General features: G+C 70.0%; 21 protein-coding genes. 7 read left to right on the top strand and 14 right to left on the bottom strand.

The annotated features are described in order from the left end of the window. Nucleotides 1-24: 24 nt before the first annotated feature. From EXU48_RS20550 to EXU48_RS20515, 8 genes are all read right to left on the bottom strand, one after another. On the bottom strand, nt 25-1,056 hold the full coding sequence (locus tag EXU48_RS20550) for a Gfo/Idh/MocA family protein (protein ID WP_133109558.1): 1,032 nt from the start codon (nt 1,054-1,056) through the stop codon (nt 25-27). Then, the gene (locus EXU48_RS20545) at nt 1,053-1,931 is read right to left on the bottom strand and encodes an NAD(P)-dependent oxidoreductase (protein ID WP_133109557.1); all 879 of its coding nucleotides are present in this window, start codon (nt 1,929-1,931) and stop codon (nt 1,053-1,055) included. Before EXU48_RS20545 ends, EXU48_RS20550 begins: the two co-directional genes overlap by 4 nt. Then, nucleotides 1,928-2,722: an SDR family NAD(P)-dependent oxidoreductase gene (locus tag EXU48_RS20540; RefSeq protein WP_133109556.1), complete on the bottom strand. Its 795-nt coding sequence runs from the start codon at nt 2,720-2,722 to the stop codon at nt 1,928-1,930. The genes EXU48_RS20545 and EXU48_RS20540 overlap by 4 nt, the downstream gene beginning before the upstream one ends. Continuing rightward, nucleotides 2,719-3,591, bottom strand: coding sequence for a carbohydrate ABC transporter permease (locus EXU48_RS20535; protein ID WP_133109555.1), 873 nt, complete (start codon nt 3,589-3,591; stop codon nt 2,719-2,721). The genes EXU48_RS20540 and EXU48_RS20535 overlap by 4 nt, the downstream gene beginning before the upstream one ends. Next, nucleotides 3,588-4,583, bottom strand: coding sequence for a carbohydrate ABC transporter permease (locus EXU48_RS20530; protein ID WP_133109554.1), 996 nt, complete (start codon nt 4,581-4,583; stop codon nt 3,588-3,590). The genes EXU48_RS20535 and EXU48_RS20530 overlap by 4 nt, the downstream gene beginning before the upstream one ends. A 68-nt stretch (nt 4,584-4,651) precedes the next feature. Further along, entirely contained in the window at nt 4,652-6,007 is a 1,356-nt protein-coding gene (locus EXU48_RS20525; RefSeq protein ID WP_133109553.1) for an ABC transporter substrate-binding protein, read from the bottom strand. A gap of 11 nt (nt 6,008-6,018) precedes the next feature. Further along, on the bottom strand, nt 6,019-6,843 hold the full coding sequence (locus EXU48_RS20520) for a sugar phosphate isomerase/epimerase family protein (protein ID WP_133109552.1): 825 nt from the start codon (nt 6,841-6,843) through the stop codon (nt 6,019-6,021). Then, nucleotides 6,840-7,952: a Gfo/Idh/MocA family protein gene (locus EXU48_RS20515; protein ID WP_133109551.1), complete on the bottom strand. Its 1,113-nt coding sequence runs from the start codon at nt 7,950-7,952 to the stop codon at nt 6,840-6,842. The genes EXU48_RS20520 and EXU48_RS20515 overlap by 4 nt, the downstream gene beginning before the upstream one ends. 81 nt (nt 7,953-8,033) lie before the next feature. Here EXU48_RS20515 and EXU48_RS20510 point away from each other — a divergent pair, with 81 nt between their 5' ends. Continuing rightward, entirely contained in the window at nt 8,034-9,212 is a 1,179-nt protein-coding gene (locus tag EXU48_RS20510; RefSeq protein ID WP_133109550.1) for a XylR family transcriptional regulator, read from the top strand. 30 nt (nt 9,213-9,242) lie between these two features. Here EXU48_RS20510 and EXU48_RS20505 read toward each other — a convergent pair whose 3' ends face one another. Further along, on the bottom strand, nt 9,243-9,935 hold the full coding sequence (locus EXU48_RS20505) for a helix-turn-helix transcriptional regulator (protein ID WP_133109549.1): 693 nt from the start codon (nt 9,933-9,935) through the stop codon (nt 9,243-9,245). Nucleotides 9,936-10,070: 135 nt separating this feature from the next. On the opposite strand from EXU48_RS20505, the gene EXU48_RS20500 reads away from it, so the two are divergent. The 6 genes from EXU48_RS20500 (at nt 10,071) to EXU48_RS20475 (ending at nt 16,044) form a co-directional block, all read left to right on the top strand. Then, complete coding sequence (locus tag EXU48_RS20500; RefSeq protein WP_235857169.1) at nt 10,071-11,345, top strand: ABC transporter substrate-binding protein; 1,275 nt, start codon at nt 10,071-10,073, stop codon at nt 11,343-11,345. Nucleotides 11,346-11,415: 70 nt separating this feature from the next. Further along, entirely contained in the window at nt 11,416-12,342 is a 927-nt protein-coding gene (locus tag EXU48_RS20495) for a carbohydrate ABC transporter permease (protein WP_133109548.1), read from the top strand. Beyond that, nucleotides 12,339-13,169 (top strand): carbohydrate ABC transporter permease, encoded by an 831-nt coding sequence (locus EXU48_RS20490; RefSeq protein ID WP_235857168.1) that lies wholly within the window; start codon nt 12,339-12,341, stop codon nt 13,167-13,169. Before EXU48_RS20495 ends, EXU48_RS20490 begins: the two co-directional genes overlap by 4 nt. Nucleotides 13,170-13,174: 5 nt before the next feature. After that, a complete protein-coding gene (locus tag EXU48_RS20485) occupies nt 13,175-14,344 on the top strand; it encodes a M20 family metallopeptidase (RefSeq protein WP_165962924.1) in 1,170 nt (389 codons plus the stop codon). A gap of 27 nt (nt 14,345-14,371) precedes the next feature. Beyond that, nucleotides 14,372-15,565 (top strand): alanine racemase, encoded by a 1,194-nt coding sequence (locus EXU48_RS20480; RefSeq protein ID WP_133109546.1) that lies wholly within the window; start codon nt 14,372-14,374, stop codon nt 15,563-15,565. Nucleotides 15,566-15,639: 74 nt separating this feature from the next. Next, nucleotides 15,640-16,044: a RidA family protein gene (locus tag EXU48_RS20475; protein WP_133109597.1), complete on the top strand. Its 405-nt coding sequence runs from the start codon at nt 15,640-15,642 to the stop codon at nt 16,042-16,044. Nucleotides 16,045-16,103: 59 nt separating this feature from the next. Here EXU48_RS20475 and EXU48_RS20470 read toward each other — a convergent pair whose 3' ends face one another. The 5 genes from EXU48_RS20470 to EXU48_RS20450 all read right to left on the bottom strand — a co-directional run bounded on the left by EXU48_RS20470 (nt 16,104) and on the right by EXU48_RS20450 (nt 20,741). Further along, nucleotides 16,104-16,988, bottom strand: coding sequence for an aldo/keto reductase (locus EXU48_RS20470; RefSeq protein WP_133109545.1), 885 nt, complete (start codon nt 16,986-16,988; stop codon nt 16,104-16,106). 84 nt (nt 16,989-17,072) lie between these two features. Next, a complete protein-coding gene (locus tag EXU48_RS20465) occupies nt 17,073-17,441 on the bottom strand; it encodes a DUF1330 domain-containing protein (protein ID WP_133109544.1) in 369 nt (122 codons plus the stop codon). Nucleotides 17,442-17,521: 80 nt separating this feature from the next. Next, nucleotides 17,522-18,703: an ROK family protein gene (locus EXU48_RS20460; RefSeq protein ID WP_165962923.1), complete on the bottom strand. Its 1,182-nt coding sequence runs from the start codon at nt 18,701-18,703 to the stop codon at nt 17,522-17,524. 120 nt (nt 18,704-18,823) lie between these two features. Then, nucleotides 18,824-19,915, bottom strand: a complete 1,092-nt coding sequence (locus tag EXU48_RS20455) for a Gfo/Idh/MocA family protein (RefSeq protein WP_133109542.1) — start codon at nt 19,913-19,915, stop codon at nt 18,824-18,826. 40 nt (nt 19,916-19,955) lie between these two features. Next, entirely contained in the window at nt 19,956-20,741 is a 786-nt protein-coding gene (locus EXU48_RS20450) for an SDR family NAD(P)-dependent oxidoreductase (RefSeq protein ID WP_133109541.1), read from the bottom strand. Between the last annotated feature and the right edge of the window lie 13 nt (nt 20,742-20,754).

Raw genomic sequence — 20,754 nt, 5'->3', positions numbered from 1 at the left:
CAGCACCAACCATTGGTGAAGCCACTACGGCAGATCGACCACGACCCCACCCGCTGCCGCTGACCGGTGTGCTGCCTCGAGCACCTCGACCACCACCGCCGCCTCGTTCGGGTCCACCGGCGGCGGACCGCCGTCCCGCAGCGCGACGGCCAGCGCCTCGTAGAACTCGTCGCACGCCTGCAGGGGGCGCAACCCGGTCTCCAGCCGGCTGGTCCCGTCGGAGCGGTCCAGGCGCAGGGTCTGGAAGTCCGGGCACACGATCGTGCCCTCGGACCCGAACACCGACCACTTCGGCAGATCCACCGCGTTCTCCCGGAAGATCTCGATCCGCGCATCCCGCGCCCCGGGGAACCGCAGGCGCAGGTCGAGGTAGTGCTCCACCTCGTCGCCGGGGTAGGTGTGGGTGAGGGCCGCGACGGACTCCGGGCGGGCGCCGTGCAGCACCACCTGGTGGTCGATCAGGTGCGGCGCGATCAGGTAGCCGACGCCGCCACCGCCGGCGGTAGTGTGCGCCCACTGGGCCAGCGCGGTCCCGGCGTGGGCCCGTTCGGCGGAGACGGTGTACTTGCCGGCGTGCATGCGGCGTTCCTCGACCCGCCAGACGTCTCCGATCTCCCCGGCCGCCACGAGCTCCCGGATCAGCCGGAAGGTCGGCTCCCAGCGGCGGTTCTGGAAGACCGTCAGGAGCCTTCCAGTGCGCTCGGCGGTGGCGATCATCCGGTCGGTCTCGGCGGCGGTGACCGCCATCGGCTTCTCGACGACGACGTCCTTGCCGGCCTCCAGGGCGGCGACCGCGACCGGCTCGTGCAGGTGGTGCGGGGTCGCGATCACCACGAGCCGCACGGCCGGGTCCTCGATCAGGACCTGCCAGGTGGCGTGGCCACGCGCGCCGAACCGTGCCGCGGCCGCCTCGGTGCGCTCGGTGGTCCGGGCGTTCACGGCCGCGATGGTGTAGTCCGGGCTGTGCTCGAGGGTGCCCTCGGCGTGGTAGAACCAGCCGCTGTTGCCCATGCCGACGATGCCGACGCCGATCGGGTCCGGGCTCGTCGTGCTCACTCGTCGTCTCCGTCCGTGGCGTCCCGGTCCTGTGCGAGGAACCACTCGATCAGGGCGGTCTGACCCCAGCGCGGGTCGCCGGCGGCGAGGGTCTCCTGGAACACGGTCAGGAGGGCCTGCGTGAACGGCATCCGGGCGTCGATCTGCTCGGCGGCGCGCAGGGCGTAGCCCATGTCCTTGGCGTGCAGCGCCATCGTCCCGGCCGACCCGTACCGCCGTTCTCGCATCGCGGGCATGGTGCGCTCCAGCATCCGCGAGTGCGCGCCGGTCGGGCGCAGCGCCGCGGCCAACGCGTCCAGGTCGGTACCGGCCCGGCTGGCGAAGCCGAGCACCTCGGCGATCACGCCCATCTGCACACCGCTGAGGATGTTCTGGACGAGCTTCGCGTACTGGCCCTGGCCGTGCGCACCAACATGGGTCCATTGGGTCACGACGGCGTCCAGCCACTCCCGCTGTGCCGTCACGTCCTCAGGTGGGCCGCCGACGAAGGCGACCAGCCCGTCCGGTCCGTAACTGACCGGGGCATCGAGCACCGTGAGGCCGCGCTCGCGGCCGGTGGCCGCGAGCGTCACCGCGTTCTGCGGCAGGTTCGTGGACATGTCGATGAGCGCCCCGCCCGGGCGCAGCGCGTCCAGGGCGCCGCCGGCGAGGACCGCGTCGACCACCTCGGCATTGGGCAGCGACAGGACCAAGGTGGCTGCGCCGTCGACGGCCTCGGCCGCGGACTCGTGGACGACGGCGCCGGCGTTGCCGGCCCGCTCCCGGGCCGCGGCGTCGAGGTCGTAGACGTGCAGGTCGAGCCCGGCGGCGACGGCGGCGCTGGTCAGGTCCGAGCCGACGTTGCCCAGGCCGACGAGGGCGTACCGGGCGCTCATCGGCTACCCGCCCCGCCGCCGTCGACGGCGATCGTGGTGCCGGTGATGAAGCTCGCGTCCGCGCTGGCCAGGAACGCGATCGCGGCCGCGATCTCCTCCGGTTCGGCGAGCCGGCCGAGCAGGTTGGACCCGCCGGCCGCCCGCATCCGGCTGCGCGTCGCCTCCGGGTCGTCATGGTCGAGCAGGTGCATCTCGGTGATCGTGCCGCCGGGGGCCACGCCCACCACCCGCACCCCGTCGGGGGCCAGTGCCGCGGCCATCGAGCGGGTCACCGAGACCAGCGCCGCCTTGGACGCGTCGTAGATCCAGCGGCCGGCCCGGGAGCGGTAGGCGGCCTCGGAGGACACCGTGACGACCACGCCGCGGGCGGCCACCAGGGGTGCGACCAGCTCGTGCACCAGCTGGGCCATGCCGCGCACGTTCACGCCGAACAGCAGGTCCCAGCCGGCCAGGCCGCGGTCGAGGAACGGGTTCTCCTGCACGCCGTCGATGTGGACCACGCCGGCGCACCCGATCAGGCCGTGCAGCCGGGGGTGTTCGGCGGCCAGGGTGTGCGCGGTCTCGGTCACCGAGGCCTCGGAGGAGAGGTCCAGCTGATGCGCCAGGACCTGCCCGCCGGCCTCCCGGACGGCCTGCTCGGTGGCCGCCAGGCCGTCGAGATTGCGGTCCAGGAGCACCACCTGGGCGCCCTCGGCAGCGAGACGGGTGGCGGTGGCGCGGCCGATGCCGGAGGCGGCGCCGGTCACGGCCATGGTGCGGTTGTCGAATCGTCGAGGGGTGGGGCTGGTCATTTGAGTCCCGTCGTTGAGATGCCGTCGAGGAGGAGTTTCTGGAAGGCCAGGAAGAAGCCGATCACCGGGATCAGCGAGAGCAGGGACATCGCGAACAGGGCGCCGTAGTTGGAGGTGCCCGAGGAGTCCACGAACAGGGACAGGGCGATCGGCACGGTGTAGTTCGACTGGCTGGTCAGGTAGATCAGTGGCTGGAGGAAGTCGTTCCAGGACCAGATGAACGAGAACGCCGCCGCGGTGGTCAGCGCGGGCACCGACAGCGGCAGGATCAGCCGAAGGAAGATCCGCGGGTGTCCGCAGCCGTCGATCCGGCCGGCTTCGGTGATCTCCCGCGGGATCAGCCGGAAGAACTGCACCAGCAGGAACACGAAGAACGCCTCGGTCGCCAGGAACTTCGGCACGATCAGCGGCAGGAACGTGTCCACCCAGCCGAGCGCGTTGAAGAGCAGGTACTGCGGGATCAGCAGCACGTGGATCGGCAGCATGATGGTGCCGATCATCAGGCCGAACCAGAACTTGCGCCCCCGGAACGGGAGCCGGGCGAACGCATACGCGGCCAGGGCGCAGGAGAGTACGTTCCCGATCACCGCCAGGCCCGCCACGATGAAGGAGTTCAGGAAGAACACCCCGAACCCGCTCTGACCGACCGCGCTCCAGCCCTGGACGAAGTTTTCCAGGGTGGGCTCCGGGACCCACAGGGAATCCTCGATCAGGGCCTGCTCGGACGGACGGAACGCCGTCGCCGTCATCCACAGCAACGGGTAGACCATCACGAACGCGGCCGAGACCAGGCCGACGTGGATGAACGTGCGCTGGGCGACGTAGGGCACGATCCGGTGCCGCCGACGCGCGACTGCCAAGGTGGTCATCGTTCGTCTCCGTAATAGACCCAGTAGCGTCCGCTGGCGAACACCGCGGCGGTGGCCGCACCGATGATCAGGAGCAGCACCCAGGCCATCGCCGAGGCGTAGCCGAACCGCAGTTCGCCGAACGCTCGCTGGTAGAGCAGCAGGGTGTAGAAGAGCGTGGATCCGGCCGGCCCACCGGTGCCGCCGCTGACCACGTAGACCTGGGTGAAGGCCTGGAAGCCGCCGATCACGGCGAGGATCCCGTTGAAGAGCACCACCGGTGAGATCGACGGCAGCGTGATGTGCCAGAACCGCTGGCGACGGCCGGCGCCGTCGAGCCCGGCCGCCTCGTAGAGCTCGGCCGGCACCTGACGCAACCCGGCGAGGAAGATGATCATCGGGGAGCCGAACGTCCACACGTTCAAGACCATGATCGTCAGCAGCGCCGTGTCCGGGTGGCCGATCCAGCTGCGCCCGACGATCCCGAACAGGTCCAGGACGTTGTTCAACAGCCCGGTCTCGCCCCAGATGAACCGCCACAGCACCGCGATCGCCACGCTGCTACCGAGCAGCGAGGGCACGTAGAAGATGGTCCGGTACAGGCCGAGCATGGCGATGCCCTTGTTCAGCAGGGTCGCCACGGTCAGGGCGAAGACCAGCATGATCGGCACCGAGACGAGCACGTAGGTGAACGTCACCCGCACCGACTGCCAGTACGCGGGGTCCACCGTGAACATCAGCCGGTAGTTCTCGAAGCCGATCCACTCCACGGTCCGGAACGAGCCGGAGAAGTTCGTGAAGGACAGCACGAGCGAGGCGAGCATCGGCAGCAGGGTGATGCCGAAGAAGCCGAGCAGCCACGGGGTGAGGAACGCGTAGCCGGCGGCCGTGGTGCGTTGCGCCTCGGTCCACGCCGTGCGGGGAGGTCGGCCCCGGCGTGCCGGGTCAGCGGACGCGTCAGAGGTCGTGGGCCTCGCGGACGCTGCCGCGGTTTGCCCATGGGTGTCGATCATCGTCGATCCTTCCTGATCCGGGTGGGGCCTCGACCCCGAGGCCCCACCCGAGTGCTGCTGCGTCGGGGTCAGAACCCGGAGAGTGCGGCGTTCGCCTGGGCGATGAAGTCAGCCGCGGCCGATTGCGAACTGGTCTGGCCGAAGGCGACCTCCTGGTAGCTGGTGGCGATCTGCGAGACGAGCGCCTGAGCGCCGTCCGGCCAGACGTCGACCGTGGCGCCCTGGTCGAGCAGATCGAAGTAGAGCGCGATCCGGTCCTTGATCGCCTGCGACACCTCCGGGTCCTCCTGCAGGCCCTCCAGCACCGAGGTGACCGGCGGCAGTCCGGTCTGGGTCTCCAGGATCGTCGCGTTCTCCGGGGTGTTGACGAACGAGGAGATGAAGTCCGCCGAGGCGGCCACGTTCGTGCAGTTGGCCGAGATCGACCAGCCGTTCGCGCCGACCACCTGCGGCACGCCATCGGTGGGGGAGGCGACGATGCTGACCGTGCCCAGGCCGTTCTGGTCCAGCGCGATCTGGACGTCGGAGATGTTGTTGTCACCGGTGCTGCTCACCAGCACGCCGCCCACGGCCATCAGGGACTGCGTGGTCGGGACGCCGGCGTACTCGGCGTTCACGTCCGGCGGGGGCGCGGCACCGCCGTCGACGGCGCGCGTCCACAGGTCGAACCACGAGGTGAGGGTCTCCTCGGAGAAGCCGACCTCGCCGTCGCCGAAGAGGGTCTCGCCCTGGCCGAGGGCGTAGGCCTGGAACTGCGTGATCTGGTCGCCGCGGTCAGCGATCGCCCAGGTGCCCTCGGGCATGCTGGGCTGGGCTCCGAGGGCCCAGTCCACGTAGTCGACCCAGGACCCGGACGCGTCCGGAGGGGTCTGGCCGAACTCGGCCAGTCGCGGCACGTTCAAGGTGGCACCCTCGAACCAGATGCCGTAGGGGATCACGTAGATGTGGCCGTCGGCGGCACGCTGGCTCTCCAGCACCACCTCGGGGATGCCGGAGACGTCGATCGTGCCGTCCTCGATGAGCCCGTCGAGCGCCAGCAGGTTGCCACGGTCCTCGTAGCGGGCCTGGTAGCGCGACTGCATGGCCGCGACGCACGCGATGTTGTCCGCGGCGGCCTGCACCGAGACCCGGTCCCAGTAGGAATCGAAGGTGGTGGGTTGGGTCTCGATCTGGACGTCCGGGTTCTCCGCGGACCAGTTGTCCACCACCTGCTGGACCGCCGCGTTGCGCGCGTCCGAGCCGTACCAGGTGATCGCGATGGGGCCCTCGGACGGTACGTCCTCGGCTGAGGGCGGATCGCCGTCGTCGCCGCCGCAGGCGGTCAGTAGAGCCAGGGCGGCAGTACCGACGAGCGCGACGGACAGGCGGGCGGTTCGGGGGAGTCGGTGGAAACGGCCGGTGGCGTCCTTGCCAACTTGCGACATGGGGGAACTCCTTATGTCGAGAGGGGGGAGGTGAAATCGGGGGTGTGGCGGAGGGCCAACTCGGCTCCCGCACGGAGGTCGGCCGCCATCGTTGCGCGGTCGATGAGAGGCAGCTCGATGACGAGGTACCCGGTGTATCCGTTCGACACGGCCGTGGCGAGGGTGGCGTCGAAGTCGACGGTGCCGTGACCGAAGCGGACAAACTGTGGAGCGCCGTCGACCATGCCGGCGCAGTCCTTGAGGTCGAGGTGGACCAGGCGGTCGGCGAACCGGCCGGCCACCGCGACCGGATCGTGCCCGGAGGCAGCGAAGTGCCCGGTGTCCAGACACATGCCGACGGCGGGGGTACCGATCGCGGCGAACAACTCGTCGTAGTCCTCGGGGTGCTCGAGGACGTTGTTGGCGTGGTTCTCGACGGCGATGGTGAGCCCGCGTTCGGCCGCGATCGGGGCGATCACCCGGAGCAGGTCGATCACCGCGTCCAGGCCGCCGTGGGTGCCGCGTGCCGAGCCGGTGGCCTTGATCACGCCGACGCCGAGTCGCTCCGCGGCCTCGAGCAGCCACAGCCAGCGGCTGCTCTCGCGGGTCAGGTCGGCACTGTCCGGGCCGGGCGCGAACGGCGACACCTGCAGGGTGGCGGGCCGTAGCCCGGCCCGTTCGCTGCGCTGCCGCACCGAGTCCAGCCCGGCGGGCGTGAGGTTGCGGGGGTACCAGGTGTTGAACTCGATCTCCCGGATCCCCAGGGCCGGGGCGTGGGCGAAGGTGGGTTCGAAGTTCTCGTCGCCGAAGCCGTCGAAGCAGATCGTGGCGACGCTGACCCTCGGTCCGGTGCTCATAGCCGTACCGCCGCGAAGTCCGGGATCTGGATCCGCTCGCCGCCGGCCATCGCCGACTCGTGGGCGCAGATGCCCACGGACGTCCAGTTCGCCGCCGTGGGAGCGTCGATCGCGCTGGCGCGCTCCTCGACGATGCTGCGCACGAACTCGTGGGCGAGGTGGGGGTGTGAGCCGCCGTGGCCGCTGCCCTGGACGAACGAGAGGTGCTGGTTGTCGTCGTCATAGACCCCGCGGGTGGTGAACGGGGCGATCTCGGCGGGCAGCAGGTGGGCGAAGTCGGGGACCTCCACCCGCTCGGGTTGCTCGCCCACGTGCAGCACGTGGCCGACTCCCTGGGTCTGTTCCCACTCGAAGGTGGCGTGCTCGCCGAACACGGTGAAGCTCTCCACGTACTCGCGGGCGGTCTCGAACAGCGACCGCGCCACCTCGGCGGCGACCGGGGAGTCGCGCAGGGTGAGCAGCGCGGACTCGACGGCGAAGGGAGAGCCGTACTTCGCCGTCAGCTCCTCGGAGATGCGGCCGGATCCCTGGCACACCACGCTCTCGGCGAGGGTGCCGGTCAGCGCGAGCAACGGGCTGACGGCGTGGGTCGCGTAGTGCATCGGCGGCAGCCCCTCCCAATACCCGGGCCAACCGGCCATCTCCTGGTGGTGCGCGCCGCGCAGGAACTGGATCCGGCCAAGGGTGCCATCGGTGAGCAGCTGCTTGGCGTACAGGAACTCACGGGAGTAGACGACCGTCTCCATCATCATGTAGTTCCGGCCGCTCTCCTGAGCGGCCCGGACGATGGCACGGCACTCGTCGACGGTGGTGGCCATCGGCACCGTACACGCGACGTGCTTGCCTGCCCGGAGGGCCGCGATCGACTGTGCCGCGTGGTCGGGGATCGGGGTGTTGATGTGCACCGCGTCGATGTCCGGGTTGGCGAGCATGGCGTCGAAGTTCGTGTAGCGGCCCTCGATCCCGAAGTGGTCGGCGGTCCGACGCAGCGCATCCTCGCTGCGCTGACAGACGGCCACCAGTTCGGTGTCCGGGTGTGCCTGGTAGATGGGAATGAACTCGGCTCCGAAGCCGAGACCTGCGATGGCAATGCGAACGCTTGTCGTCATCTGTGACCTCCTGTTGCCACCGTATGAAGCGGCCCAGCCGATCACCATGCGTAATTTAGCAGGACTCTGTAGAATATTTACGTGCCCGGATCGGAGTCGACGAGACACGTGGCGCTGCTCGTGGAGACCTCCAACGGGTACGCGCGCGGGCTCCTGCACGGGGTGCGTGAGTACGTCGCGGTGCACCGGGGCTGGTCGCTCTATCTGGTGGAGCATTCGCGGCTCGAGACCGACTTCTCGTGGCTCGAGGGCTGGACCGGCGACGGGGTGTTGGCGAGGATCGAGAGCCCGGAGGCGGCTGCCTTCGTGCGGCGTCTCGGACTGCCGGCCGTGGATCTCTCCGCCGGTCGGCTGGTGCCGGAACTGCCCGGCGCGGAGACGGACGACGACCAGATCGCCCGGTGGGCGGTCGAGCATTTCGCCGAACGGGGGATCCGGCACTTCGCCTTCTGTGGCGACCCTCGGTATGGCTGGTCGGTGAAGCGAGCGGAGAGCTTCGTCCAGCACTCGGAGGTGTATGGAGCCCCGGCCCTGGAGTTCCGACTGCGGCCGACCGGCAAGAAGGCCACCGACCGAGACCGACTGGTCCGGTGGCTGGCCGGACTGCCCAGGCCCGTGGGTGTGCTCGCCGCCTACGACATCGCCGGCCAGGAGGTGCTGGAGGCCTGCAAGATCGCCGGCCTGGAGGTTCCCGACCAGGTGGCCGTCATCGGGGTCGACAACGATGAACTGCTCGGTACCCTCTCCTCGCCCGCCCTCTCCAGCATCGAGCCGAACACGCGACGCACCGGGTACCTCGCGGCCGAGCTCCTGGATCGGATGATGGCCGGGGAGACCGTCGAACCCGGACTGCGCCTGATCCCGCCGGTCCGGGTGGTGGTGCGTCAGTCATCGGACCTCCTCTCGGTCGACGACGTGACCGTGGCGCAGGCGCTGCGCTTCATCCGGAACCATGCGGGCCGCAACATCACCGTGACCGAGGTGCTGCGGGAGGTGGGCCTGTCCCGGCGGGCCCTCGACCTGCGCTTCCTCAAGCACTTGGGCCGGACCGTGCACACCGAGATCCTGCGGGTGCGGATGAACCAGGTGGCAGAGCTGCTCGGCTCCACGGACTGGACCATGACGCGGATCGCGGAGCACCTCGGTTTTCCGCACGCGGAGTACATGGGGGTCGCGTTCAAGAAGCACACCGGGCGCTCGCCCGGTCGGTATCGCCGGGATGTCACCGGGTCCGTGGTGGCCCAGGGTGGCTGGCGCTAGGAACCGCGCGGCTCGCGGGCTCACGCCGAACTAGCGGGCGCTGCGGACCGACTCCAGGTCGCTGTAGGCGGTGACCTTCGAGATGCCCAAGCGGGCAGCGACCCGGTCGACGGCGCGCTTGATGTGGAACGCGCCCCGTTCCTCGAGCAGCCGCAGCACTTTGATCCGGTCGGCCTTCGTCATCAGGCTCACCGGCTTGCCGATCGACTTGACCGCGGTGTCGATCATGTCCTCGAGGACCATCTGGATGTCGGGCCCGACGATCTCCTGGGGTGCGGACTCGCCGTCCGCCGGCAGCAGCGCAGCCAGGATCGCCTGGGCGTTCTGGACCGCGGTCAGGTCGATGTTGATGCAGAAAGCCGCGATCACCGAGCCGGCCCGGTTGCGGTAGTAGACCGACGAGCAGTGCAGGTCACGGCCGTCGGAGGTACGTCCGTGGTAGCCGAACGCGTCGTGGTTGGCCTGCTCGTCCTGCAGCACGCCCAGGCCCAGGTTCGTCGACGGTCCACCCACGGAGCGGCCCGTGACCACCCCGTTCTCGATCGCGTAGATGGTGCTCTCCATCGACCGCGCCGTGAGGTCGTGGAGCACCACCTCGCAATGCGGGCCGACGGCGCTCGTGATCGCGCGCATGACCGGATGCAGCACGGCGTAGAGGTCGTCGATGCTCTCGAAGGTCGGTTTCGCCCCGGCCGGGGCGCTCTCCACGTCGGCGTCGGTCATGTCGGCCCTTCCTCGGGTGTTTTGACAGCATGTCCAGCGTACTGTAGAAATTCCGTTAACTTGATAGAAGTTCGGTTAGATCGCACCGGTTGGCACCGCCACCGGCCCGACGACGGAGTCACCGATGGAGGAAACATGAGTATGCGGTATCGGCGCACGTGGATGCTCGGAGCCACCCTCGCCACCGGGGCGATGGTCCTGGCCGGGTGCAGCGGTGGTGGCACGGACGACACGATCAACATCGCCGTCGCGAACCACCCGTGGACCGACGCGGTGCTGGCGAACGTCGAGGACTTCGAGGCCGAGTCCGGCCTGAACGTCGAGGTGACCTCCTACACCGAGGATCAGCTCTCGCAGCAGCTCAACGTTCGCCTGAACGCCAACGCCGACGACATCGACGTGATGATGGTCCGTCCTCTCCAGGAGATCCGCACCTTCGACCGGAACGGGTGGCTCGCGGACCTCACCGAGCACGCGACCACGGACGAGGAATGGGACTGGAGCGACTTCCAGGAGGGCCCACAGGAGTCCGTCACTCTGGAGGACCGGGTGCTCGGGGTGCCGCTGGCGACCGAGCGTGAGGTGCTGTACTACCGCACCGACCTGCTCGAGGCCGCGGGGCTCGAGGTCCCGCAGACCCTCGAGGAACTCGAGGCCGCGGCGCAGACGATCCAGAACCAGAACCCCGACGTGTACGGGTTCGTCTCCCGCGGCGCCCGCGCGGCTGCGGTGACCCAGTTCTCCAGTTTCCTCTACAGCTACGGGGCCGACTGGGTGGCCGAGGACGGCACGTCCGGCATCGGCACCCCCGAGGCACGGGAGGCCTACACCTTCTACGGCGACATGCTCCGCAACTACGGCCCGCCCGGAGTCACGAACATGAGCTGGCCCGAGGCGATGGGCATCTTCACCCAGGGCCGTGCCGCGTTCTACACCGAGGCGGACAGCCTCTACACCAACGCCACCGACCCGGCGAACTCGACCGTCAGCGACGTCGTGGGCTTCGCCCAGTTCCCCGAGGGGCCGGCCGGCTCCCGCCCCACCAACGTGCCGTCCTGGGCGCTCGCCGTCCCGGGCAGTTCCAACAACCAGGACTCCGCCTGGGAGTTCATCCGCTGGGCGACGAACCAGGAGAACACCCTGGTGGCGCAGGAGAACGGCGTCATCGGGGCGCGGGCCTCCGCATGGGAGACCGAGATGCCGGACATCCCGGCGGACCTCGCCGAGGCCCAGCGCAGCAGCGCGGAGGTCGGTGTCGGCTACAGCCACCCCGTGGTGCTGAACGTCAGCCGGGCCCGCGACATCGTCGGCGACCCGATCGTGACCTCGATCGAGGGCGGCGACGTGGACGCGGCACTCGACGCCGCCGACGGGGCGTTCAACGAGTTCCTCGCCGAAGAGAACGAGTGACCCTGAGCACGAGGCCGCCCGGGTCGGTCCTGACGCGGCACGGCGGCGACGACGAAGGAGGTGGGCACGGATGAGCACAGTGGTGACCGGTCGACCGCGGCGACCCTGGGACGGGTTCTCCGACTGGGCCAACAAGCACCGCAAGTGGGTGCTCGCGGCACCGGCGATCATCTTCGTGATCGCCCTGATGGTGGTGCCGCTGCTGTACACCGTGGTGCTGAGCTTCACCGACGCGGAAGGCTCCATCCAGAGGGCCTTCGACTTCGTCTGGTTCGAGAACTACGTCAGCATCCTCACCGACACTGCGCGGTTCTGGCCCGCGGTGTGGCGCACGGTGATCTTCACCGCCGTCGCGGTCACCCTCGAGATGACCATCGGCATGGCCGTGGCCCTGCTGCTCCGGCGCCCGTTCATGGGGCGTGGCCTCATCCGGGTGGTCATGCTGCTGCCGCTGGTGGCCACCCCTGTGGCCGTGGCCATGATGTGGCTGCTGATCTTCGAACCGACGGTCGGGTTCGCCAACCAGCTCCTGGGCTGGCTCGGGCTACCCGCCCAGGGCTGGATCTCCGACCCGTCCACCGCGCTGGGCACCCTGATGCTCGTGGACGTGTGGCAGTGGACCCCGATGGTGATCCTGATCCTGCTCGCCGGGCTCGTCGGCCTACCGGAGGAACAGCAGGAGGCGGCCCGGATCGACGGCGCCTCGAACTGGCAGCGGTTCTGGCACGTGACCCTGCCGATGCTGAAGACGACGGTGATCGCCGCGCTGCTCCTGCGCAGCATCGACGCGATGAAGACCTTCGACCTGCTCTACGTGACGAAGGGCACCGGTGGTGGGTCCTCGCACGAGGTCGAGACCCTGAACATCTACGCGTACGCCCTGAGCTTCGACTACAACGAGTACGGCATGGCCGCGGCCCTGGTGCTGATCTACTTCCTGATCATCGTCGGTGTGCTCGTGGTGCTCAACATGCGGCGGAAGGAGAAGGTCCGGTGAAGGCGCGTTCCTCCCTCGAGTCCCGAGGATTCGTCGGGCTCCGGGCCGTTCTGCTGATCGTGTTCGGGCTGATCTGCCTGGCCCCGATCGTGTGGATGCTGCTCGCGTCGTTCAAGACGAACATCGACATCTACGACCCGTCCAGCACGTTCTCCTTCACGCCGACCCTGCAGAACTACTCGGCCGTCTTCGCGCAGGCCGACTTCCTGCAGTTCTTCTTCAACAGCCTCGTGATCGGCGTCGGTTCGACGGCGCTCTCCCTGCTGATCGGGGTGCCTGCGGCGTTCTCGATGCAGCGGTTCGGGATGGCGAAGTCGTCCGGCCTGGTGTTGCTGTCCCGGGTGATCCCGCACGTGACGCTGCTGGTGCCGTGGTACTTCATCTTCGCGTCGTTGCAGATGGTCGGTGGCTACAGCTCGCTGATCATCTCGCACATGTTCATCTCGGTTCCGCTGATCGTCTGGGTGATGATCGGGGTGTTCGAGGGCGTGCCCGTGGAGCTCGAGGAGGCCGCGCGGGTGGACGGGCTCACCCACATCGGGGCGTTCCGAAGGATCGTGATCCCTCTGGTGGTCCCGGGCATCGCGACCTCGGCGATCCTGTCCTTCATCTTCTCGTGGAACAACTTCGTGTTCGCCCTGGTCCTGTCCGGCACGAACACCAGGACCCTGCCGGTGGCGATCTTCAACTTCATCGGCTACGCCAGCATCGACTGGGGCGCCTTGATGGCCGCATGCGTCAGCATTACGGCCCCGATGATCGTGATGGCACTGCTGGGACAGAAGTACGTGGTCGCCGGCATGACCGCCGGCGCCGTGAAGGGCTGAGGGACATGACCGACACGATCAACCCGGACGCGACCGCCCTGCTCTCGGACCTGGTCGCCGTCCCGAGCGTGAACCCACGGGGGGCGGCCGAGCCCGCGGAGACGCCGGTGGCCCAACGGATCGCCGACTGGTGTGCCGCGCAGGGGATCGCCGCCGAGGTCCGGCCCGTGGTCGACGGGCGGTGCAACGTCGTCGCCACCGTCCCCGGGCGCGACCCCGGTACCGCGGTGCTCTTCGAGTCCCACCTGGACACGGTCGAGGTGGAGCACATGACCACCCCGCCGTTCACGCCCACGGTGCGCGACGGGCGCCTGTTCGGCCGCGGAGCGTGCGACGCGAAGGGACCGCTGGCCGCGTTCCTGATCGCGCTGCGCGACGTCGCGCGCTCGCCGCAGCCGCCCCCGCGGACCGTCATCGTGGCGGGCGTCGCGGACGAGGAGCACGAGTACCGGGGTGTGCTGCGCCTGCTCGAGGACCTCGAACGGGACGCGACCACGAAGGTGAGCGGCGCCGTCGTCGGCGAACCGACCGACCTTCGGGCGGTGGTGGCCCACAAGGGCGTGATGCGGTGCCGGATCGTCGCCACCGGCCCCGGCGGGCACAGTTCCCGTCCCTGGGGACTCGACAACCCGATCGAGACCATCGCCCGGGTGGTGACCTTTCTCGCCGAGGAGGTCACGCCGTCGCTCGCCGACGCCCCGCACCCACTGGTGGGCCCGGCGTCCCTCGTGCCCGCCCTCATCGGCGGCGGAACCGGCCCGAACACGGTGCCGAACGAGTGCGCCGTGAGCCTGGACCGCCGGACGCTGCCGGGTGAGGATCCCGAGCAGGTGTGGCGCGAACTTCGCGACCGCATCACCGACCGGTTCGGAGAGGACGTCACCGTGGAGCCACCGTTCCTCACCGACCTGGCCCTGGACAACGACCCGGGCGACCGGTTCGTCGCAGGTGTGCGCGACGTTCTCGCCCGGGTGGGCCGCGATGCCGACGCCATCGGCACCGGCTGGGGCAGTGACGCCAGCAAGATCGCCGCTGCCGGCATCCCCGCCGTGGTGCTCGGGCCGGGCTCGATCGCCGACGCCCACACCCCGGACGAGTCGATCGACCTCGCCGAACTGGCCGACGCCGTCGAGATCGCCCGCGCCATCATGCTGGCGCCCGCACCCCCGCACTGACCTCCGCCGACCACGAGGAACGAACTCATGAACCCCGACGACGGCGCCACCCCGACGGTCTTCGAGCCCGGCTCGGGCGTGGCCTGGCCGGCGCTCCTGCTGAAGGAGCCGGCGCTGCGGCACAACGCCGATCTGATGGCCCGCTTCTGCGCCGAGCGTGGGGTCAGCCTGGCCCCGCACGGCAAGACGGCCGTCTCGCCCGAACTCTGGGAGTTCCAGGAGCGGGTCGGGGCGTGGGGTGTCAGCGTGGCGACCCCGGCCCAGGCGCGGGTGTTCCGGCGCGCGGGCGCCCGGCGGATCCTGATGGCCAACCAGCTGGTGGACCCGGCCTTCGCCGCCTGGGTGCAGGCGGAACTCGCCGGCGACCGGGGCTTCGAGTTCCTCTGCTACGTGGACTCGGTGGCGGGGGTGCGGCTGCTCGAGGCGGCGCTCGAGGCCAACGGGCCGGCGTTGCCGGTGCTCCTCGAGGTGGGGCACCCGGGTGGGCGGACCGGCTGCCGGACCGCCGCGGCCGTGGACGAGGTGGCCCGGGCCGTGGCCGCGTCGGCGGTGTTGGCGCTCGTGGGCCTGGCCGGCTACGAGGGCAGCGTCAGCCATTCGCGGGACCCCGAGGCGCTGGGTGCCGTGGCCGCCTACCTGGGGGACGTCGTCGGGCACTTCGAGCGGGTCGCCGGGGCGGGCCGGCTGGACGGCCGCGCCTCCGAGTACCTGCTGAGTGCCGGCGGCAGCCTGTATTTCGACGTGGTCGCGGAGGTGTTCGGGGCCGTCCGTGAGGCTGGGCGCCCGGTGCGCACCGTCCTGCGCAGCGGCGCGTACCTCACCCATGACCACGGCCTCTATCGGCGACTCTCGCCGCTGGGGTCTGCTGCCGACGGCGGCTTCATCGCCGCCGGTGAGGTGTGGGCACAGGTCCTGTCCGTGCCCGAACCGGGCTTGGTGATCCTCAATGCCGGACGGCGGGACGTGCCCTACGACCAGGGGCTGCCGGTTCCGCTGGGGTACCGCCGCGACGGCGTGCTGCGCCCGCTCGAGGATGCCGAGGTGTTCGAGCTGAACGACCAGCACGCCTTCGTGCGCACGGCCGCCGGCGCGGAACCCGCCGTCGGAGAACTCGTGGTGCTGGGCACGTCGCACCCCTGCACGCTCCACGACAAGTGGCCCCGCGCGGTCCTCGTGGACGACGCGTACCGCCAGGTCGGCACCGTCCACTCCTACTTCTGACTTTCTGTTTGATCCACGCCCCGGCGGCACCGTCGGGACGAACCATCGCACGACCCAACTGGAGGTTGGTCAACATCGTGAAGAAGGCACTGTCGACTACGAAGGCACCGGCGGCGGCTCACTCGTTCTCGCAGGGTGTGCACGCCGGCCAGATCGTCCAGGTCTCCGGTCAGGGCCCGCAGGACCCCGAGACCGGTGCGTACCTCCACGCCGGCGACGTCGGAAGGCAGACCACGCAGACCCTGGAGAACGTCCGTCACGTCGTCGAGGCGTCCGGGGGAACCTTCGACGACGTCGTCTCGTTACGGGTGTTCCTGACCGACCAGGCCAACTTCGCAGCGATGAACGACGCCTACGAGGCGTTCGTGCTCGAGCACGTGCCCTCCGGCGTCCTGCCGGCGCGCACGACGGTGTTCGTCGGGCTGCCGTGGCCGCAGATGCTGGTCGAGATCGACGCGATGGCCGTCGTCGACCAGTGACGCGCACGAGCGCGACCGGCCGCCGTCGAGCGGTCAGGTTCGCGGACCTGGCATGCGGGTCATTCACGGTTGAGCAGTGTGAGTTCCTCCGGTGTGAGTTCGAGGTCGGCTGCGGCGGCCGAGTCGGCGATGGAGGTGGGCCGCTTGGCACCGGGGATCGGGATGACGCCTGGCGCCTGGGCTAGTTCCCATGCGAGGGCGACCTGTTGCGGGCTCACCCCCCGGTCGGCGGCTACCTGCGCGAACGCCGGGTGCTTGTCGGCGAGGTCCTTCGCGCTGCCGAGGCCGCCGAGCGGGCTCCATGGCAGGAACGCGAGGCCGAGTTCGTCGCACACCTCGATCTCGGGGTGGCTGGAGCGGAACGCGGGGGAGAACTGGTTCTGGACGCTGACGAGGTGGTCGCCGAGTACGGCGTGCGCGGCCCGGATCTGGTGCGGGTTGACGTTCGACAGGCCGACCGCGCGGACCTTGCCCGAGTCGGCGATCTCGCGAAGGACGCCGATCGTCTCGTCGTAGTCGCGGGTCTCGTCCGGTCGGTGGTGCTGCCACAGCCAGAGCTGGTCGACGCCGAGGCGCCGCAGGCTGGCGTCCACGGCCTCGCGCAGGTGCTCGGGGGAGCTGTCGCGTGACCAGCCGCCGCCGTCGGTGCGCACGCACCCGCCCTTGGTGGCCAGCCGGACCTGGTCACGTACGCCGAGCTCGTCGAGCAGTGAGGCGATCAGTTTCTCGTTCTCGCCCTGGCAGTCGGCGCCGAGCAGTTCTCCCGGGCCGTAGGCGTCGGCGGTGTCGAAGAGGGTGACCCCGGCGTCGAGGGCCGCCCTGACGGTCTCGGCGAGTTGTTCGCGCGGTTGCGGGCCGGTCTGGTCGAACGTCATCAGTCCGAGCCCGATCGCTCCGACCTCGTCCGTGCCGAGGGTTACGTTCCCGATCGTTCGTGTGCGCATGCGACTCACGGTAGCCAGTCGCCTTGGTCGTCGCCAACGCCAGGGGGCCCCGACCCGGGGCTCGTCCCGCTGGGAGCTTTCGGGTCAGTCGGATCCTGATTCGACGGCCGACCGCAGCTGGGCCACGGTCTCCTCGGCGCGGTATCCCGGTGCGACCCCGGTCAGCACCGCCAGGACCGAGCGTGAGTGCTCGGCACGCAGGCCGATGATCTCCTGGTAGTCGGGTGAGGCGTACCAGCGGTGGGCGTGGCCGGCGCTGGGGAACTCGATGATCACGACGTTGCCGGGCAGCGGGCCCTCGAGGACCTGCGGGAGCGTTCCGTGGACGAGCCACTGGCCGCCGAAGGGCACGAACGTCGACTCGACTTGCGACATGTACTCGAGGATCTCGGGCCCGACCTCCACGTCTTCCAGGTAGGCGATCGCAAAGCCGCGTACGTTGTCGTTGGTCATGTTTGAGGGCTCCTCACTCGGGCGCGTCACGATCAGCACAACAGGATAGGCGGGCGGTGCACGTCTGGGAGCCGATGCGATCAACCACCCAGGACCGCAGGCTTCACGAGCCATCGTTCCGCATCGGCGAGCGCCTCTTCGAGGATGCTGAGCGCACCGCCGCGCATGGCGGCGTGTGAGGACGTGATCGAGGCCTCGAGCCGGGGCCGCAGGACGTGGCCTGCGGGGAGGCGCTGCCGCAGTGCCACGTCGACCTGCTCGGCCACGAACGGCAGGATGGCGGCGAGAGTGTCGCCGAAGACGACGACCGGGGTGCTGACCAGGGTCATCATCGTCGCGACCACCTCGCCGAGGGCCGCGCCGGCGTCGGCCAGCGCCGCCTCGAGGGAGGCCGCGGACCCGGCGTGGGCGATCTCGGCGAGTTCCTCGATGCTTGTCGTCGTCGGCAGCCCGGCACGCCGGAGCAGCGCGCGCCGTCCGACGTACTCGTCGAGGGGCTCTCGCTCGAGAGGGCGTCCACCCACGACCGTGCCCCCGACGGGGATCGAGCCGACGTTCCCGTCCCAGCCCATCATGTCGGTGACGAGCTGCCCGTCGACGATGATCGAGGACCCGATGCTGTTGTCGCCCGATACCCACGCGAAGGAGCCACCGCCCCGAGACGTCTCCCGGTAGCGGCTCTCGGCGAGCGCCGACATCGGGCCGACCGAGCCGAGCCGCAGCGGGCGCGCACCCAGCCGGGGGTCCGTGCCGAGCCGGCCGAGGATGTCGAGGTCGTGCCAACCGAGGTTGCGTGCCACGACGATCGTTCCGTTGTCGACCGCGCCGGGCAACGACACGTGCGAGCCCACGTGTCGTCGTCCGCTCGCCGAGTGCCCGGCCAGAAGCGCGTCGGCGAGAGCGGCGAGGTCGGCGAGCACCGCCGTCGGGTCGCTGGCGAAGTAGTCGCCGTCCACGACACGCTCGGCCACCACGTTCCCGGCCAGATCGACCAGGCACCCGCCGAGGCTCGTCGTGTTGACCTCGAGCCCGAGCGCGACGTGTGTCCCGGCCGCCGGAGCGAGTGGCCGCACCGGGCGCCCCGCCCCCCGCGAGGGTGGCGGCTCGCGCTCCTCGACCACGGCAGCGGCGAGCAGGGTCTCGACCAGGCGCGACACGGTGGCCCGCGTCAGCCCGCTCGCGGCGACGATCTGTGCGCGTGAGACCGGCTCGTCGGCGGTGAAGATGTGCGCGGCGACCAGCGCGAGGTTGGAGTGCCGCATGCTCTGCTGACGCACCGGTTGCCGTAGCAGACCGGCAGCGCCGAGCCGGGGCCGCTCGGGGTGGGCCGCTCTATCGGACCCGGACCCACCCCGAGCGCTCACGGCAGGCGTGCTCCCCGCCTAGAACCGAGGCAGCGCGAGGGTCGCGCCGCCCTGCATCGCCGACTCGTGGGAGAGCAGCCCGACCGAGGTCCAGTTCGCTGCCGTGCGAGCGCCGATCGACGGTTCCCGACCCTCGACCAGGCTCCGCACGAACTCGTGGGCGAGGTGCGGGTGCGAGCCGCCGTGCCCGCTGCCTTGCGCGAATGAGAGATGCGCATTCTCGGCATCGTATACACCGCGCGTGGTGTACGCCCGGATCTCCTCAGGCAGGAGGTGGGCATAGTCCGGCACCGTCAGCGACGACGCCTCCTCGCCGCGGAAGAGCACCGGCGTACCCGCCTCGGTCTGTGCCCACTCGAACGATGCCAGCGAGCCGTAGACATCGAAGCTCTCGACGTACTCGCGTGCCGTCGCGAACAGTGACCGGCTTGCCTCGGCGGTGACGTCACTGTCCCGTACGGTGATGTGCGCGCTTTCCACGGCGAACGGCGACCCGTACCGGGCCTGGAGATCCTCCGGGATCCGCCCGGACCCGACGCAGGACACCGTGTCCGCGGGGGCGCTCGCCAGGGCCAGCAGCGGACCGACGGCGTGGGTGGCGTAGTGCATCGGCGGCAGGCCGGCCCAGTAATCGGGCCAGCCGGTCATGTCCTGATGGTGCGCCCCGCGCAGGAACTGCAGGCGCCCGAGCTCGCCCTCTCGGTAGAGCCGCTGCACATGCAGGAACTCACGCGAGTAGACGACCGTCTCCATCATCATGTATGTGCGCCCGCTCGCGTCGGCGGCGGCGACCACCCGAGCGCAGTCCTCCACCGACGACGCCATGGGCACCGTGCAGGCCACGTGCTTGCCCGCCTCCAGCGCGGCCACCGACTGGTCGGCATGCAGGGGGATGGGCGTGTTGAGGTGGACGGCGTCGATCTCCTCGTCGCGCAGCAGCTCCTCGTAGGAGGTGTACCGCCGCTCGACGCCGAAGGCATCCCCGATCGCGTCGAGCTTGCCCCGGTCCCGCTGACAGATCGCGACGAGCTCGACGTCCGGGTGCGCCTGGTAGATCGGGATGAACTCGGCGCCGAAACCGAGCCCGACCAGGGCCACCCGAACCGTCACGGGATGCTCCCGAGCGCCGCCGTCGACGCGGCACCGTGGCTCATCCGAGCCTGCCGGAGAGCGCGGCCAGCCCGCCGTCGACCGACAGGCACGCTCCGGTGACGTAGGAGGCGTGGTCGCTCGCGAGGAAGGCGACCGCGTGCGCAACCTCCTCCGGCCGGCCCTGACGGCGCAGCACACCCGGACCGCCCTCGTGGGGCTCGGTGATGGTCGGATCGATCTCGCGGCCGGCCTCGGCGGCGCGGTCCTTGTGGAAGTCGGTGAGCGTCGGGCCCGGCAGGATGGCGTTGACCCGGATGCCCTGGTCGGCGTGGTCACAGGCCAGCGAGCGGGTGAGTCCGAGCACGCCCGCCTTGGTGGCGTCGTACTGCGCCATTCCCGGCCGCCCGACGACGCCGTTCGCCGACGAGATGTTCACGATCGCCGCGCCGCGCCCCGCCATCAGCGGGATGAGGTGCTTGCAGGTCAGACCGGGGCCGATGAGGTTGACGTCCGTGATGAACTTCCAGGACTCGAGGGTCGCCTCGGTCACCGGACCGTAGACCCGCGCCGCCGCGTTGTTGACGAGGATGTCGACCCCGCCGAACCGGTCGCGGCAGAGCGTTGCCAGCGCGATCGCGTCGTCCTCGGATGCGATGTCGAGCTGGATGGCCGCTGCGTCCGGCGCACCGAGTTCCAGAGCGGCCGCGCGGGCCTTCTCCGCCCGATCGGCGTCGAAGTCGGCGACCACGACCGTCGCGCCCTCCGCAGCCAGAATGTTGACGGTCTGTCGGCCGATTCCGGCTCCGCCACCGGTGACGACGGCGACCTTGTTGCTGAAACGCATGCTTCTCCTTCTG

This window comes from Occultella glacieicola, from assembly GCF_004353825.1.
GTDB classification, from domain to species: domain Bacteria; phylum Actinomycetota; class Actinomycetes; order Actinomycetales; family Beutenbergiaceae; genus Occultella; species Occultella glacieicola.
Note: the sequence above shows the minus strand (reverse complement) of the source record. Positions and strands in the feature narration are given on the sequence as shown.

What these genes read in the sequence shown, in the direction of transcription:
- EXU48_RS20495 (WP_133109548.1), top strand. Translation starts at nt 11,416, where the DNA reads ATGAGCACAGTGGTGACCGGTCGACCGCGGCGACCCTGGGACGGGTTC.
- EXU48_RS20470 (WP_133109545.1), bottom strand. Translation starts at nt 16,988, where the DNA reads ATGCGCACACGAACGATCGGGAACGTAACCCTCGGCACGGACGAGGTC.
- EXU48_RS20460 (WP_165962923.1), bottom strand. Translation starts at nt 18,703, where the DNA reads ATGCGGCACTCCAACCTCGCGCTGGTCGCCGCGCACATCTTCACCGCC.
- EXU48_RS20525 (WP_133109553.1), bottom strand. Translation starts at nt 6,007, where the DNA reads ATGTCGCAAGTTGGCAAGGACGCCACCGGCCGTTTCCACCGACTCCCC.
- EXU48_RS20545 (WP_133109557.1), bottom strand. Translation starts at nt 1,931, where the DNA reads ATGAGCGCCCGGTACGCCCTCGTCGGCCTGGGCAACGTCGGCTCGGAC.
- EXU48_RS20500 (WP_235857169.1), top strand. Translation starts at nt 10,071, where the DNA reads ATGAGTATGCGGTATCGGCGCACGTGGATGCTCGGAGCCACCCTCGCC.
- EXU48_RS20485 (WP_165962924.1), top strand. Translation starts at nt 13,175, where the DNA reads ATGACCGACACGATCAACCCGGACGCGACCGCCCTGCTCTCGGACCTG.
- EXU48_RS20540 (WP_133109556.1), bottom strand. Translation starts at nt 2,722, where the DNA reads ATGACCAGCCCCACCCCTCGACGATTCGACAACCGCACCATGGCCGTG.
- EXU48_RS20505 (WP_133109549.1), bottom strand. Translation starts at nt 9,935, where the DNA reads ATGACCGACGCCGACGTGGAGAGCGCCCCGGCCGGGGCGAAACCGACC.
- EXU48_RS20465 (WP_133109544.1), bottom strand. Translation starts at nt 17,441, where the DNA reads ATGACCAACGACAACGTACGCGGCTTTGCGATCGCCTACCTGGAAGAC.
- EXU48_RS20530 (WP_133109554.1), bottom strand. Translation starts at nt 4,583, where the DNA reads ATGATCGACACCCATGGGCAAACCGCGGCAGCGTCCGCGAGGCCCACG.
- EXU48_RS20480 (WP_133109546.1), top strand. Translation starts at nt 14,372, where the DNA reads ATGAACCCCGACGACGGCGCCACCCCGACGGTCTTCGAGCCCGGCTCG.
- EXU48_RS20515 (WP_133109551.1), bottom strand. Translation starts at nt 7,952, where the DNA reads ATGACGACAAGCGTTCGCATTGCCATCGCAGGTCTCGGCTTCGGAGCC.
- EXU48_RS20450 (WP_133109541.1), bottom strand. Translation starts at nt 20,741, where the DNA reads ATGCGTTTCAGCAACAAGGTCGCCGTCGTCACCGGTGGCGGAGCCGGA.
- EXU48_RS20535 (WP_133109555.1), bottom strand. Translation starts at nt 3,591, where the DNA reads ATGACCACCTTGGCAGTCGCGCGTCGGCGGCACCGGATCGTGCCCTAC.
- EXU48_RS20520 (WP_133109552.1), bottom strand. Translation starts at nt 6,843, where the DNA reads ATGAGCACCGGACCGAGGGTCAGCGTCGCCACGATCTGCTTCGACGGC.